The sequence below is a fragment of the Gilliamella sp. B14384G12 genome (genome assembly GCF_016101825.1).
Taxonomy (GTDB): Bacteria; Pseudomonadota; Gammaproteobacteria; order Enterobacterales; family Orbaceae; genus Gilliamella; species Gilliamella apicola_N.
Map to the genome: position 1 here is coordinate 67,469 of NZ_JACFPU010000005.1, position 14,771 is coordinate 82,239.

Sequence of the window (14,771 nt, forward strand, 5' to 3'; positions counted from 1 at the left end):
TCAAGTTGATTAATAACTATTTGCTCAAATACTGGTTAATGAATGTTAAAATTTATTTGAATGCCATCTTGTAAAGCTATAATCGCTGCTGTTTTATGGGATTGTTGCGGATAAACTTTGTAACTTAAGTTTAAGTTATGAATCTTAGCTTGTTTTAATTGATCAAATAGATGTTTCGAATTATCCACCATTTTACGATTTTGCCGATGCTTTAATAAGAGATTCTGCTTTTCCTTGGGTAACTTGCGATCAAAAGGAAGTAAAGATTGTTCAGATCCCCCTACAGAGATAAGTAAATTGACGGGATTGATGAGTGGTGGCTGATTATCTAATAAGTATTTCGATAATACTTTAAACATATATCCATCGCTAAACCACATAGATGGACTCGATACCACATAGGTATTAAAAATCACTGGTTTTGTTAAAAAAATATATAAATTAAATAATCCACCGTATGAATGTCCAAAAATAGCTTGCTGTTTTAAATTAATCTTATAGCGTTTTTCCATTTCAGGTTTAAGTTCTTTTGTTAAAAAATCATAAAACGCATCTGCTCCACCATATTTACCAGATAAATTAATTTGATTATTCGGTAAGGTCTCATAAACAAAATGATCTGGTTTAGGTAAAAAATCAAAATCACGACGTGTTTGATTGAGATAGTCAATTGCGACAATTATACCTTCTTGAAGAATGCAACGCTCACAAGCTTGACTTTTAATAATGTCACTTGCTGTTAAAAAATAACTGTCACCATCAAGAAGATAAATAATTGGCCAACCACCTTTCGGTGTAGGTTTATTAGGAGTATAAATAGTAACTTTATAATCACCATTTGCCGTTGAATGAAATATTTCAGTCCGAGTATTAGGAACGACCACGTTATTTGTAGAAATGGATATTGATTGGCAACCTGTTATGATCAAAAGCATTATTATATATAACAGACTGAAACGTGCCATAGTTTATCCTAAACAATCAGAGCTTACTGGAACAAATTAATGAATACATCTAACTTATTCAATAATAAACTTAATAAAATGATGCCACTGCCGAATGGTTAATTCGACAGTTTACATCCATATGTTTAGACTGAAAAAGTGTTACGATAAGCAACAATATCTTCAATTGTGACAACGGGTAAATGATGTTGTTTGGCAAATTCGACAACTTGTGGTGCCCTTGCCATCGATCCATCATCATTAGTTAACTCACAAATTACAGCAGCTGGTTTAAAACCTGCTAATGAAACCAAATCAACTGATGCTTCAGTATGCCCTCGGCGATTCAAAACACCGCCCTCTTTAGCAACTAATGGAAATACATGACCAGGATGGTTTAAGTCACTAGGTTTCGCATTATCAGCAACGGCGGCTTTTACAGTCGTTACTCTATCTGCTGCAGATACTCCAGTAGTAACACCTTTAGCGGCTTCAATTGTAATGGTAAAAGCAGTATGATTTTTACTGGTATTATTGGCGACCATCATAGGCAATTCTAATTTGTCACAAAAAGATTGTGGCATACATAGACAAACGATACCACTTCCATATCGAATAGTTAGTGCCATTTGTTGAGTTGTAATTGTTTCTGCCGCCCAAATGATATCGCCTTCATTTTCGCGATCTTCATCATCTAAAACTAATACCCCAGATCCTGCCTTAATTGAAGCAATAGCTTTTTTTACTCGCTCAATTGGTGTTCCAAATTCATTTAAATTAAACTGATTCATGGTAGATACCTATCCTGTTTTATTAAGTTAATTATATTTATTCTTAATTAAAATAAACCTAATCCGAACTAATATTTCATGTAACTAATTGAGATAAGTTTACATCTAAAATAATTGCCAAAAGCAAAGTTAAATTAGTTAAGTTATAAATATATTAAATACCAGAATCAGGGCAAGTGCTTGACCATAGTGATTTTGCTATAAAGCAAATATAGAAAAGATAAGCCACTCTCTTTCATCCAGACTTTAACTGTCGGCTTTGGAATCTCACCAAATCTGCTTGTCCTCAATAAAATTGAATATTATTAAGCGCTCGTGGGCTATAACCACCGGTGGGGAATTACGCCCCGCCCTGAGAATTTTGTCAGCGAACTGACCGCCCACACTATAATATAAAATAGAAAAAAAAACACGGATATTTTATAAAGTTAAAAAAATTGCCGCATCGTGCGGCAATCTTTGATATAGATAAGGTAATTAGCTCATACGAATTTCACGTAAATGTCGTTTTTCAGCATTTCGCATCCAAAGCCATGAAATGAAACCAATAATACCCACAATTAACAATATAATTGTTGCTAACGCATTAACTTGTGGATCGACACCTAAACGTACTTTCGAGAATATAAGTTTCGGTAACGTCATTGCACCTGGTCCAGTCACAAAATTCGCGATAACCACATCATCAAGCGATAAGGTAAATGCCAACAACCAACCAGAAACAAGAGCTGGAGCAATCATAGGTAAGGTGATAATGAAAAATACCTTTAATGGATTTGCGCCCAAATCTAATGCAGCTTCTTCAATTGACTTATCCAACTCTCGTAATCTAGCACTAATAACAACGGTCACATAGGCAGTACAAAACGTTGCATGAGCCATCCAAATGGTCATTGCTCCTCGTTCCTTAGGCCAACCAAGCACTTGCCCCATTCCAACAAACAGTAATAATAATGCTAGACCTGTTATTACATCAGGCATAACAAGCGGTGCGGTTGTCATAAAAGAGAATAAATTAGAGCCACGGAATCGTTTAAAACGAATAATTGCAAAAGCAGCTAAAGTACCAAGTACGATTGCCAACGAAGCAGCCCCAGCAGCAATACTCAAGCTTAATCCTACCGCTTTAAGTAACGCTTGATTATGAACCAATTCAAAATACCATTTGGTCGAAAATTCAGCCCAAACTGTAACAAGTCTTGAACTATTGAACGAATAAATGATTAAAATAATCATAGGGATATATAAAAAGGATAAACACAATAAAATAATTAATCCTTTTAAACATCGAACTAATAGCGATATTGTTACAAGACCAGTCAAAATAAGGCTAAATACCAAACATCCCACATATAAGTTAATACTGCCCAATAAAGCAAAGCCTGATGCCGAAATTAAAATCGACAGCACTAATGAACCTAAAAATGAGGAGATAAAAACAATCAATGCAGATCGCATAATTAATGGTAAATTATTCATTTATTTACCTCCCAATTGTCGGTTCTGAAATTTATTAAAGTAGTAAATAGGGACGATTAATATCAATAACATCACGGTTGCAACAGCGGAAGCAGCTGGCCAATCATGATTATTAAAGAATTCAGCCCACAGTTGTGTACCAATCATTAAACTATCCGATGGACCTAATAGTTCAGGTATTACATATTCCCCTACCGCAGGAATAAAGACCAACATTCCACCAGCGATAACCCCGTTTTTGGTTAATGGTACAATAATGTTAAAGAAAGTTTTAATTGGCTTACAACCTAAATCTAAAGCTGCTTCAATAAGCGTTGTATCGACTTTGCTTAATGATGTATAAATTGGCAATACAACAAATGGTAGATAAGAATAGACAATACCAATATAGACCGCTAAATAGGTTTTCATGATTATTAAAGGTTGATCAATAACCCCCAACCACATTAAGAAATTATTTAAAAGACCATTAGGATTTAAAATACCAATCCAAGCATAAACACGAATTAAAAATGAAGTCCAAGAAGGCAAAATAATCAACAATAATAAAATATTTCGACTCGATGGTTTACATTGTGATATAGCCCAAGCTAACGGATAACCAATTAAAATACATAACAGTGTTGAGATAGCTGCGACTTTTAATGATTGTAAATAAGAATCAATGTAGATAGTATCTTCAAATAAATTGAAATAATTACCAAAATTTAAAACAATATTAAGTAGACCATCTTCATAACTCAACAGATCAGTATAAGGAGGTACCGCGATAGCGGCTTCCGAAAAACTGATACGAAAAACAATCAAAAACGGCAATAAAAATAGTAATAGCATCCATAAATAAGGAATCGCTATCACTAATAGACGCCCATACAATGTCATTAAGTCAGAATCATCTCGTTGTTGACGCATTTTTTTGAATGCAAAATAAATCGCAACTAAACCCAACCCAGCAGGTATATATAAAATACTGCCTGCTATAATTAAACGGTAAGCGAATTTAGAGGGTTTATAATGCACCAAATATGCACCTAAACAAGATAATAGTAGACTTAATACCATAGAGGTAAATAACGCATCTAAAAACAAATTGTCAAATGCATTTGTTGTTACAAAACGTAAATAAACATTGAGTAACACCAATGCATTTAGAAACAAACCACAATAAATGGATCGCATCAATATATCCTCTTGTGTTTATTCAGTAAGTACAACGCAACTATCAATTTCCCAACTGAGGTTAATGACATCGCCCCAAGTTGGCATACCTTTACGATAGCGATGTTCGTTTTGTAGTTGAGCAATAATAATTTGTCCACTTTCCAATTTAACGTGATAAATAGAGAGATCACCTAAATAGGCTATTTCAACCACTTCACCGGTTGCAAAATTGTAGCCTTCTTTTGGTATTTCATCACAAAGTTTAATTTTTTCTGGTCGTAAGGCAACCTGAATTGGAACACCTTCAACAGCAGGTGAATCATAATCCACTTTTAAAGGATGTTTAATCATAGGACAACTGATGATTAAGCCATCTTCTAATGTTTCTTGCAAAATACCGTCAAAGACATTGACTGAGCCAATAAATTCAGCACTATAACGACTATTTGGATGTTCATAGATTTCTTCAGGCTCACCAATTTGAACAAATTGTCCTTTATTCATAATTGCAATACGCCCTGCCATTGTCATGGCTTCTTCTTGATCATGAGTAACCATTACACATGTAGCGCCAACTTGCTCTAAAATACTCACGACTTCAAGCTGCATTCGATCACGCAGTTGTTTATCTAATGCCCCCATTGGTTCGTCCAACAATAGTAATTTAGGTCTTTTTGCTAAACTTCTTGCCAAAGCAACACGTTGTCTTTGACCACCTGATAATTGGTGTGGCTTGCGCTTACCAAATTGTTCCATATGCACAAGTGCTAACATTTCTTCAACACGATGCTTAATTTCACTCTTGTCTAATCTGTCTTGTTTTAGACCAAAAGCTATATTTTGCTCAACCGTCATGTGAGGAAAAAGAGCATACGATTGAAACATCATGTTAATAGGACGATTATAAGGAGGGACTTGTGATAAATCCTTACCATCGAGAATAATTTGTCCAGACGTTGGTTGTTCAAAACCAGCAAGCATCCGCAATAATGTTGATTTACCACTACCCGAAGCACCTAATAAAGCAAAAATTTCTCCGGTATAAATGGTTAAATTTACATCATCGACAGCATAATAATCATCATTGAAAACTTTCGTTAAATTTTTGATCTCCAATAGTGGAGTTATCATCTTTTTTTTAGGCTGTACCTGATTTGTTGTTTTATCGTTCACGCTTTTTTCCTCATAACAACAAGCCATAAAAAACGAGACGGAAAGATTATTGAATCTCCCCGTCTAGAATAAATAAGTCAATTATTTGACATTTTCAAACGGCTATTTGCCCGTTTTAAGTTTTGTCCATGTGCGAGTGATCACACGTTCAAGTTTTGGTTCTTTCACTGTTAAAGTGAATAGTTTTTCCATTACTTCCGGTCTTGGATAAACCGCAGGATCGTTCTTCACTTCTGGTTTAACAAACTGATCGTTAGCAACTTTATTCGCACTTGCAAAGTTAACATCATTAGTCACTTGTGCAGCGATTTCTGGTTTTAAAATGAAGTTTAAAAACTCATGAGCTTCATCAGGATTTGCTGAATCTTTTGGAATAGCAAATGTATCAAAGAAAACTAACGCGCCTTCTTTCGGAATTTGATAACCAATGTGCACACCATTTTTTGCTTCATTAGCTCTATCACGAGCTTGTAAAATGTCTCCAGACCAACCTAAAATCACACAAATATCACCATTCGCTAAATCAGTAATATATTGAGATGAATGGAAATAACGGATATATGGTCTGACTTTCGACAACAACTCGTAAGTTGCACCCGTGTAATCTTTTGCATCTGTACTGTTTGGATTTTTGCCTAAATATTGAAGAGCACTTGAAAAGATTTCAGTTGGAGCATCTAAAAATGCCACACCACAATCTTTAAGTTTTTCCATATTTTCAGGGTTAAAAACTAAATCCCAACTATCAACAGGAGCATTATCGCCTAGACGTTCTTTAACTTTATCAATGTTATAACCGATACCTGTAGTCATCCATACATAAGGGATCGCATACTTGTTATCTGGATCATGGTTAGCCATTAATTTCATTAAATTTGGATCAAGGTTTTTCCAATTTGGCAATTTACTTTTATCTAACGGCAGATAAATATCAGCTTTAATTTGTCTTTCTAAAAAACTGTCCGATGGTGAAACGACATCGAAACCAGAATGGCCAGCCATTAGCTTACCTTCAAGAGCCTCATTAGAGTCATACACATCATAAACAAGTTTGATTCCAGTCGATTTTTCGAAATCACTGATAGTGCTATTACCAATTTGACCTGCCCAATTATAAAAATGCACAACGCGATCTTTAGCTATAGCAGATTGAGATAATGCTAGTGAAACACCAGCTATGATTGAAAGAATTGTTTTACGTTGAGTAAACATGCTCACCACTTCTCCTCTAGTTAGGGATATTACATGTTAGACACAAGCCCATTGTGAAAAAACAACGGACCCCCAAATTTTGCCATTATTCGTTATTGAATGATATGGCGAAACCGAGATAATCAGGCAATCACAAGTCATTAAAAAAGCTAATGAACATGTAGAGCTAACCTTGCATTACGAGGGATAAAATACATTTTTTTTTTGAGATGTCTACTTAAAAAATCAAATATCTTAAGTTTCAGGATTGAGTGACTATATTTTAATCAAACAACCCTTATTTCACCGATAATTAACAGTTAATTTTCTTTTTCTATTCAGCACTCGCTTGGAGGACTTTAGAGCCTGTTTGCCAAATACGATATTTAACTGTTAAATCATTTGGTACGTAAAACACAATTGGTAAGCGACTATTATAATCTAATAATCCTAAATTATGATTCATAGTAACAAATTGATTTTTATTAGTGCCTTCAGGACAAGCCATAAGCGTTGAAATATCGTTATTCGCTTTATCAACAACATAGTAGTTGTAACCCCAACCTTTCAATTCTTCTTGCTTAACGATGCCACCTAAACTGCGCGTATTACAATCAGTATTTATCTCTTTACCTATTAAAACTTCAACTCGCGCTTTATTTTCATTGGCTAAAGAAGGAAGGTGGATTGCATAGCGAGTGTAGCCATCCATAGCATCTGGATAAGGTGCTATATTGTTCGCATTTTGAACTGGATTGTTAATTTTAGGTGTTGTTGAACATGCAGGTAACAATATACTAACTAACAGCAATAACAGTAATTTTCTCATTTTAATATCTCCATCAAAGATTTATCATTTACACTAACATATGTTTTTTTAATGATAGTGCGTATAATAACATTATTTAGATTAATAAAAATGGTACAAAAATGCCAGCAGAAAAAAATACCTATGATTTATTGAAGTTAATTTTAAACTTATTACTGATTGGGTTACTAATCATTATTACTTATCGTGTTGTTGAAGCTTTCTTATTTGGTTTTTTTTGGGCTGTCATGGTAGTTATTGCTACATGGCCATTAATGATAAAAATCCAGAAAAAAATGTTTAATAAACGCTGGTTATCGTTAACTATCATGGCATTAATTTTAGCGCTTGTCTGTATTATTCCATTTCTTTTGATCATCAGTAGTGTCGCACAAAATGGTCACCATCTCATTGAATGGGCTAAATCTTTATCACATCATGAATTACCTACATTTGATTGGCTGGAGAGTATCCCGACTTTCGGACCAGAACTTCATCAAAGTTGGCTAAATATCATTAAAACGGATGGTTCTGATCTGGTCTCCAGTATTCAACCTTACATTGGAACGCTAATAGGTTGGTTGTTATCACAGGTAACCAACATCAGTATATTCATCTTTCATGCTGGTGTCATGATCATTTTCAGTTTATTACTTTTTCTTAAAGGTGAAATGATTACCAAATACGTTTATTTATTTGCTAATCGCTTATCTAAACAATATGGCGCCATTACCGTGACACTAGCAGGACAATCCATTCGTGCAGTAGCTCTTGGCGTGGTAGTAACGGCAATCACTCTAGCTCTAATTGGTGGGATCAGTTTTATTATCACGAAAATGCCATTAGCGGGCGTTTTAACACTGGTGTTATTTATCTGCTGTGTTGCACAAATCGGCCCTGTCATTGTCATGCTCGGTTGTATCATTTGGCAATTTTGGAATGGCCATACTCTCTCTGGCATTATATTAATTGTTGTCGCAATTATTTTAACAACGCTTGATAGTGTAATGCGTGCATATTTAATAAAGAAAGGGGCTGATTTACCATTTTTACTGATTTTATTTGGGGTAATCGGTGGCCTACTCAGTTTTGGTTTGATGGGATTATTTATTGGTCCAGTGGTATTGGCATTGACATATAAAATCATTCAAACCTGGATTGATGAACAATCTTAAAAAGATAATATTGACGAACTAAATTGAATAACAAAAATTATATAAACAACATTGACTCAGGACTATGAAATAAGGAGTGTTATTTTCTGGCTTAAAGTGTGTTATTCTACAGTTTGAACCAGTTACAATAATATATGAATCATGAGAATACCTTTTATTAAATATAATCATCAAAAGCATCTTAATGAATTAGCAAAAATCCAGCAAAATGCAGATCAATATAGTATTTTGTACGATCCTAAAGCATATAGACAAGCTTTACTTGAAAAAATCAAAAATGCCCAATTTCGAATTTATATTGTAGCACTCTATTTAGAACAAGACGAAGCTGGGCAAGAAATACTAAATGCTCTTTACCAAGCAAAAAAAATCAATCCTAATTTAGATATTAAAATCTTTGTAGATTGGCATCGTGCACAACGTGGTCGAATCGGAGAAGACAAAACGCACACCAATGCACGTTTTTATCACCAAATGAAATTACAGCATCCTGGCGTTGATGTTCCAGTATATGGTGTTCCAATTAATCGTCGTGAAGTGCTTGGGGTTTTACATCTTAAAGGATTTATTATTGATGATACAGTTATATACAGTGGTGCCAGCCTGAATAATGTATACCTGCATAAACTCGATCATTATCGTTATGACAGATATCATCTTATTACCAATAGATTACTTGCACAAAGCATGATTGATTATATCGATAATAACTTTTTGCCTTTTGACGCTTTGCAACGTTTAGATGTTGCGGAACATAAATCACGCAAGCAAATTAAAAATGAAATTAAAGTTTTACGTCAACATCTTTCTGAAACCAATTATCAATATACCAATAATGCAAATAATAATGAGTTATCCGTATCACCGATTGCAGGCTTAGGTCGAAATAATTCATTAAATAAAACCATTCACCATTTAATTAATTCAGCGCAACAAAAAGTGACTTTATGCACGCCCTACTTTAATCTGCCAAATATCTTAGTTCGTGACATCATTCGTTTGCTTAGAAAAGGCAAACAAGTTGAAATTATTATTGGTGATAAAGAAGCGAATGACTTTTATATTCCTGAAGATAAGCCGTTTAATATTTCCGGTGGCTTACCTTATTTGTATGAAATTTATTTAAGAAACTTTATTGAACGATTGCAGTCATATGTTGATAAAGAACAATTAATTATTAGATTATGGAAAGATAATGACCAAACCTATCATTTAAAAGGAGTTTGGGTTGACAATGAATGGATGCTAGTTACTGGAAACAATCTTAATCCAAGAGCATGGCGTTTAGACCTTGAAAATGGTATTTTGATTCATGATCCTAAACAAGAATTACAGACACAAATCACCCATGAGCTTGATACAATACGCCAAAAAACGACATTAATTACACACTTTCAACAGATTCAAGCGAGTCAATTTTATCCGAAACGTGTTCATAAATTAATAAAGAGATTGAGCAGAATCCGCGTTGATAAAGTAATTAAGCGTTTGTTATAACCCTTTAAAATGAGTAAATTAGATATAATAGATTTATATAAGTTAAACTTGAAATCATTATATTAATGTTAAAATAAAATGCTCTAATACCTTTATCTGTGTATTAGAGCAATGTTTTAATCAACCATCCATTAAAATAAATACACCAATCAAACTCTCTTAACTTAGACATCAGATTTATAAAATTTTTATTTGCTAATGACCAGTTGTTAATGACTACATGAATTTTTATTAACTTATTTTTCTTTGTTAATTTAACAAACGTAAATCGTTTTAGTAACCTATTTATTATTGAATGACTAGGATGTTTCGCTTTTTTATACTAAAACGTATAGTTAACCTCAAACTTTTTTACAACCTATTATTTAATCTGATTTTGTTGTAAATTGAGTACCGTTCGAGCATTTGATGCACTGGTTGCAATTATGTCTATAACCCCAGAACGAAGCGCGCCTAAAATCGCTGTTGCTTTAGTATTTTCAGAAGCTATAGCAATAACACACGGGATATTACGGAGTTCATCAATGCTAAGACCAATTACCCGATCATTCATAGCCGTATCAACGGGATCCCCATTGATATCAAAAAAACCATAACCCGCAATATCGCCTACCACGCCTTGCTTCAAAGTTGCATGAGTTATCTCTTGGGGAGTAAACCAACCCAATTGCACCATGTAACTATTTTCGTTCATATCACCAATACCGACTAACGCAATATCTGCTTTGGCCGCTCGTTCTAATGTATCTTTGATGACTCTATTTTGAATAAAAGCTTCTTTAAGCTCTCGATTTTCAACATAGGCTGGCGCATAAAGCGTTTCGCTACTCGCATTAAATTTCCTAGCTAAACTTCGGCTGATATGGTCAGCATCAATAATTTCTCCAACCCTTTGGGTACCACCAATTCCGCAAATAAATTTACACTGTTTTTCAGGAAAAACACCCACATGACTTGCAATCGCGGCAACATTACGACCTTGTCCAACCGCCACTGTCACACCTTTTTTTAAAACACTTGATAAATAGTTAGTCACAAGTGCGGCTACTTGTCTGCGTTGTTCATCCTCATCTTGATGATCTAAAGCAATTAGCGCTCGTTTTATACCAAAACTATTAATAAATTGTTGTTCGATTCTTGAACTAAATATTGGATGATATTTAACATTAATTTCTACAATTCCTTCCGATCTTGCTTTTTTAAGTAACCGACCGACTTTAATGCGAGAAATACCAAATCGCTTAGCAATCTCTTCTTGAGTCTGCTCATACTCATAGTAAGCGACAGCAATTTCGGTAAGTAACTCTGTTTCTTGCTTATCTTCAAATATATCCATTATTTTAGCCTTTTGTCATTACATTAATTTTGCTGATTAATTGCTGATAATATATTACAAAAACCTGTCGCTTGCCATGCACTACGACCAATAAATAAGCCATCAATATCTGGTTGAGCAATTAATGAAGTTGAATTTTCAAGATTTACGCTGCCTCCATATAAAAGTATCATTTGATCGGCCATCTGTTGACCATAGAGTTCAACTAAAGCTGATCGCAGCTGATGATGAATATATTGTGCCTCTTCTGGAGTTGCTGCGATACCATTTTTATTAATAGCCCATATTGGCCCATAAGCTATAACCACTTGTGCTGGGTGCTGCTTATCAATCTCAAATAAGTTTATTTTCATTTGTTTGATCACTGTTTCAGCTGATACACCTAAAGACTTCTCCTCATGACTATTACCAATACAAACTAAAGGTGTTAATCCATGTTTCAAAGCAGTTTTCACTTTTTTATTGACCGTTATATAATTTTCAATGTAAACCGCTGTGATACCTCCTAAAGTTGTACCACATAACTAACAGTATAGTGGTTAAAGAAGCAACAAAAGCACCTTCGAATAAAGATGCATTAACTAAAGTCACTTTATTTTTTAATGATTCGTCTTCTATAAGTCCAATGGCTGTTTCAGCACTTAAAATGGCACTACTAATATCAGCTAAGATTAGAATATTACGATAATCAGAAGATTGTTTGATGATGTTATAAATTGTGAGGGGATCTGTTACCATTCGGCATCTCCCGTTCCTCACGCTGAAAAAATTTTTACGTCACCCGTAGAATCCACCATATCTTCTATAATTTCTTTAAGCCCATCAGTGATTTTTTTACTGTGTGACACTAATACGATACTAATTATGAAACCTTCGAATAAATGATTAATAATTAATCTTTTGTTCGATTTTATAGAGTAAAACGATAGAGAAAATTACTTTTTAAAAAATTTGTGACTAAGATCTAAATATTAAAATGATGAGAATTTATAGCTAAATGAATGACTATGATTAGTAATTATTGAATTAAAGATAAGATAAATGACTTAAATCTCTTAATAATTGATACTAAGAGCATAACCATGAATTTTTAAATGCATGATCATAAATTTAAGATTAAAACAAAATTTAAATTTTAATAATGAGTTGTTACTCATTATTAAAAAAAGAAGCCATAATTAAATAATGTCATAAATATTGGCATAATTAAGGTTAATAAAAATCCTTGCACAATTGCAGAAGGAACAATCATTATACCTGCACCTTTTTGTAGCATCGGTAAGGTAAAATCCATAGAGGTAGCACCACATAAACCCAGTGCAGTAAGTTTATAACGTTTAATTAAACTCGGAATTAAAATGATGGCGCATAATTCGCGCAAAATGTCGTTTAAAAATGTGGCACTACCAATAATTGCACCATGCGCTTCTGTCATTAAGAGTCCAGAAAGTGAATACCAACCAAATCCAGATGACATGGCTAATCCAACACGAATTGGTTGATTGAATATCAATGCCGCTATGATACCGCCTAAAAAAGTACTTATTATTACAATTATTGTTGTAGCAATACCGACTTTACTAAGTAAGATTTGCTTTAATGAGATATTATTACTCCGTAACTGAATCCCAACCAATAAAAGTAAAAAAACCAAAACAATTTTAGTAATATCTTCATTGTATTGCCAGATAAAGAGAGGAATTAAGCCAGCAAGAAAACCTAGAATCAAAGCAATACAAACCCGTAATGATTCTAAAATCATTTTAAAGCGTGAGCCAATATCATGTTTAGTATGAGTGGTTTGCCAAGGCAGGAAGATATCAAATAACATTAAAAAGATAAAATTACCACCAAAAGTACATATAAATAAGACGCCCGCATAAAATAGGATAGTTTGTAAATTATCTTTGAGATTATCAAGGTGCGCTAATTCGGATCCCATTAGAAATAGAATAAAATAAACCATCCAGCTAAGGATTTTGTTAATTTTGGTTATCCATTGTTGGTTTTTAAAGGTAATTAAATATCCCAAACACAATGGTACAAATGCAATAAGAAGACCAAAATACATTTTCTATTTCCTGACTATTTAATTTTAGTTATTATCTTACTAATATGAAACTATCGATAAAATCGACAATCGGGTTAAGTAGACTAGCATAATTATTTAGAATAAGTCGATTTGCATGTCGCTTGTAAACACCTTAAACAAGCGACAATTTTGTCTATTTTAATATGGCGATATTGTGATTAACAATAAAGCTAGCTTATTATTTTAATGAAGCCAAATTCTCTGTAATACTATTTTCGAGTTGATCCAATAAAGCATAACGATTACGATATTCTGATCGTTTTTTACTAGCGATTTCATCCAGTGATTTTCGATAGATTTGATTAGGTAATATAAATAAACCATTGCTGTCTTGTTTGCCATCAATGGTTAACCAGAAATCATCGTAATCCGATAAAATACGTTCTTGTCGGCTATTGTAACGCCAATTATTGTAAATATGCGTTTTATTACCCACCGCCACTATTTGTTCTAAATTAAAATAGCGCGCAATGACTAAGGCCGCCTCTAACGCAACACGTTTAGGAAACAGTCCATAACACTGTTTTGTTGCTTGTTGTACTCGAATGCGAGCATCATGATGACCTGTGCCTTGTAATCCAGCAATAAAAAGTGTTGTTTTTTGTTGATATTGCATTATTGTAAAAGTTATCGTAGCCAAATCAATGCTATCATTATCATAAAAATATAGACTAATTTCACCTTCACGAGCAAACTTATTGCGTGCTTGAATGGCGATTTTGATATTAGCATCGTTTTTTACTTTAACATCAGCCAGTACAAAAGCGATATTCGGATTATAAAAAGCTTTACTCATGCTGTCAGGATGTTTAGCTAAAAAGTCATAATGGTAGGCTAGTGCCTCAAAACGTTCTTGTTGACTTAAACAAGAGGCTAAATAAGGTCGTTGTAATTTACATGGTAAATTGGTTTGGCATGATAAATAATATCCCAGTAATGGATATAGTCTCAATTTATCCAATAATTTAAATGTGATCGGACTTAAAAATAAGGTTCGAAAAAAAAATTTGAAACGATAAGTCGATTTTATCCACAGTTCATTAAGCGGAAGTTTACCGGTACAAAGCCAGTTAAACAGTTGCCACTTACTTTTAGGCTGGGACATATTCGTAATATTATTCATA

The 14,771-nt window shown here is 33.7% G+C and carries 13 protein-coding genes, 1 pseudogene and 1 riboswitch; of the genes and pseudogenes, 2 read left to right on the forward strand and 12 right to left on the reverse strand.

Annotation, left to right across the window (positions count from 1 at the left end; genetic code table 11):
• Positions 1–35: 35 nt before the first annotated feature.
• The 7 genes and pseudogenes from H3S73_RS07090 to eco all read right to left on the reverse strand — a co-directional run bounded on the left by H3S73_RS07090 (position 36) and on the right by eco (position 7,568).
• Positions 36–965 (reverse strand): alpha/beta hydrolase, encoded by a 930-nt coding sequence (locus H3S73_RS07090; RefSeq protein WP_198227810.1) that lies wholly within the window; start codon positions 963–965, stop codon positions 36–38.
• Positions 966–1,090: 125 nt separating this feature from the next.
• Positions 1,091–1,735 (reverse strand): 3,4-dihydroxy-2-butanone-4-phosphate synthase, encoded by a 645-nt coding sequence (gene ribB / locus H3S73_RS07095; RefSeq protein WP_198227811.1) that lies wholly within the window; start codon positions 1,733–1,735, stop codon positions 1,091–1,093.
• 223 nt (positions 1,736–1,958) lie between these two features.
• A riboswitch (FMN riboswitch) is annotated at positions 1,959–2,099 on the reverse strand.
• 113 nt (positions 2,100–2,212) lie between these two features.
• Entirely contained in the window at positions 2,213–2,971 is a 759-nt protein-coding gene (locus H3S73_RS07100; RefSeq protein WP_198227918.1) for an ABC transporter permease subunit, read from the reverse strand.
• A gap of 243 nt (positions 2,972–3,214) precedes the next feature.
• Positions 3,215–4,087 (reverse strand): annotated as a pseudogene (gene potH / locus H3S73_RS07105) (putrescine ABC transporter permease PotH); the annotation flags it as partial.
• A 324-nt stretch (positions 4,088–4,411) separates the two neighbouring features.
• On the reverse strand, positions 4,412–5,548 hold the full coding sequence (gene potG, locus H3S73_RS07110) for a putrescine ABC transporter ATP-binding subunit PotG (RefSeq protein ID WP_039127140.1): 1,137 nt from the start codon (positions 5,546–5,548) through the stop codon (positions 4,412–4,414).
• 102 nt (positions 5,549–5,650) lie between these two features.
• On the reverse strand, positions 5,651–6,760 hold the full coding sequence (locus H3S73_RS07115) for an extracellular solute-binding protein (RefSeq protein ID WP_039127137.1): 1,110 nt from the start codon (positions 6,758–6,760) through the stop codon (positions 5,651–5,653).
• Positions 6,761–7,073: 313 nt separating this feature from the next.
• Positions 7,074–7,568, reverse strand: a complete 495-nt coding sequence (gene eco, locus H3S73_RS07120) for a serine protease inhibitor ecotin (protein ID WP_198227812.1) — start codon at positions 7,566–7,568, stop codon at positions 7,074–7,076.
• A gap of 101 nt (positions 7,569–7,669) precedes the next feature.
• Between eco and ydiK the strand changes: the two genes are divergently transcribed.
• Both ydiK and pssA read left to right on the forward strand, forming a co-directional pair.
• Positions 7,670–8,722 carry an AI-2E family transporter YdiK gene (gene ydiK, locus H3S73_RS07125; protein ID WP_198227813.1) on the forward strand — a complete coding sequence of 351 codons (1,053 nt, stop codon included), beginning with the start codon at positions 7,670–7,672 and terminating at the stop codon, positions 8,720–8,722.
• A 141-nt stretch (positions 8,723–8,863) separates the two neighbouring features.
• Positions 8,864–10,219, forward strand: a complete 1,356-nt coding sequence (pssA, locus tag H3S73_RS07130; RefSeq protein ID WP_198236251.1) for a CDP-diacylglycerol--serine O-phosphatidyltransferase — start codon at positions 8,864–8,866, stop codon at positions 10,217–10,219.
• 361 nt (positions 10,220–10,580) lie between these two features.
• On the opposite strand, the gene H3S73_RS07135 is transcribed toward pssA, so the two are convergent.
• From H3S73_RS07135 to H3S73_RS07155, 5 genes are all read right to left on the reverse strand, one after another.
• Positions 10,581–11,555 carry a sugar-binding transcriptional regulator gene (locus tag H3S73_RS07135; RefSeq protein WP_065737256.1) on the reverse strand — a complete coding sequence of 325 codons (975 nt, stop codon included), beginning with the start codon at positions 11,553–11,555 and terminating at the stop codon, positions 10,581–10,583.
• Positions 11,556–11,578: 23 nt separating this feature from the next.
• Positions 11,579–12,055, reverse strand: coding sequence for a triose-phosphate isomerase (locus H3S73_RS07140; protein WP_370548794.1), 477 nt, complete (start codon positions 12,053–12,055; stop codon positions 11,579–11,581).
• Positions 12,036–12,293, reverse strand: a complete 258-nt coding sequence (locus tag H3S73_RS07145; RefSeq protein WP_232352950.1) for a hypothetical protein — start codon at positions 12,291–12,293, stop codon at positions 12,036–12,038. The genes H3S73_RS07140 and H3S73_RS07145 overlap by 20 nt, the downstream gene beginning before the upstream one ends.
• Before the next feature lie 421 nt (positions 12,294–12,714).
• Positions 12,715–13,626: a lysine exporter LysO family protein gene (locus H3S73_RS07150; RefSeq protein ID WP_198227816.1), complete on the reverse strand. Its 912-nt coding sequence runs from the start codon at positions 13,624–13,626 to the stop codon at positions 12,715–12,717.
• A gap of 199 nt (positions 13,627–13,825) precedes the next feature.
• On the reverse strand, positions 13,826–14,770 hold the full coding sequence (locus H3S73_RS07155; protein WP_198227817.1) for a VirK/YbjX family protein: 945 nt from the start codon (positions 14,768–14,770) through the stop codon (positions 13,826–13,828).
• Between the last annotated feature and the right edge of the window lies 1 nt (position 14,771).

Coding starts and splice junctions, on each gene's coding strand:
- H3S73_RS07145 (WP_232352950.1), bottom strand. CDS start 12,293: ATGGTAACAGATCCCCTCACAATTTATAACATCATCAAACAATCTTCT.
- eco (WP_198227812.1), bottom strand. CDS start 7,568: ATGAGAAAATTACTGTTATTGCTGTTAGTTAGTATATTGTTACCTGCA.
- H3S73_RS07135 (WP_065737256.1), bottom strand. CDS start 11,555: ATGGATATATTTGAAGATAAGCAAGAAACAGAGTTACTTACCGAAATT.
- H3S73_RS07090 (WP_198227810.1), bottom strand. CDS start 965: ATGGCACGTTTCAGTCTGTTATATATAATAATGCTTTTGATCATAACA.
- H3S73_RS07100 (WP_198227918.1), bottom strand. CDS start 2,971: ATGATTATTTTAATCATTTATTCGTTCAATAGTTCAAGACTTGTTACA.
- H3S73_RS07150 (WP_198227816.1), bottom strand. CDS start 13,626: ATGTATTTTGGTCTTCTTATTGCATTTGTACCATTGTGTTTGGGATAT.
- pssA (WP_198236251.1), top strand. CDS start 8,864: ATGAGAATACCTTTTATTAAATATAATCATCAAAAGCATCTTAATGAA.
- ydiK (WP_198227813.1), top strand. CDS start 7,670: ATGCCAGCAGAAAAAAATACCTATGATTTATTGAAGTTAATTTTAAAC.
- H3S73_RS07115 (WP_039127137.1), bottom strand. CDS start 6,760: ATGTTTACTCAACGTAAAACAATTCTTTCAATCATAGCTGGTGTTTCA.
- H3S73_RS07155 (WP_198227817.1), bottom strand. CDS start 14,770: ATGAATAATATTACGAATATGTCCCAGCCTAAAAGTAAGTGGCAACTG.
- ribB (WP_198227811.1), bottom strand. CDS start 1,735: ATGAATCAGTTTAATTTAAATGAATTTGGAACACCAATTGAGCGAGTA.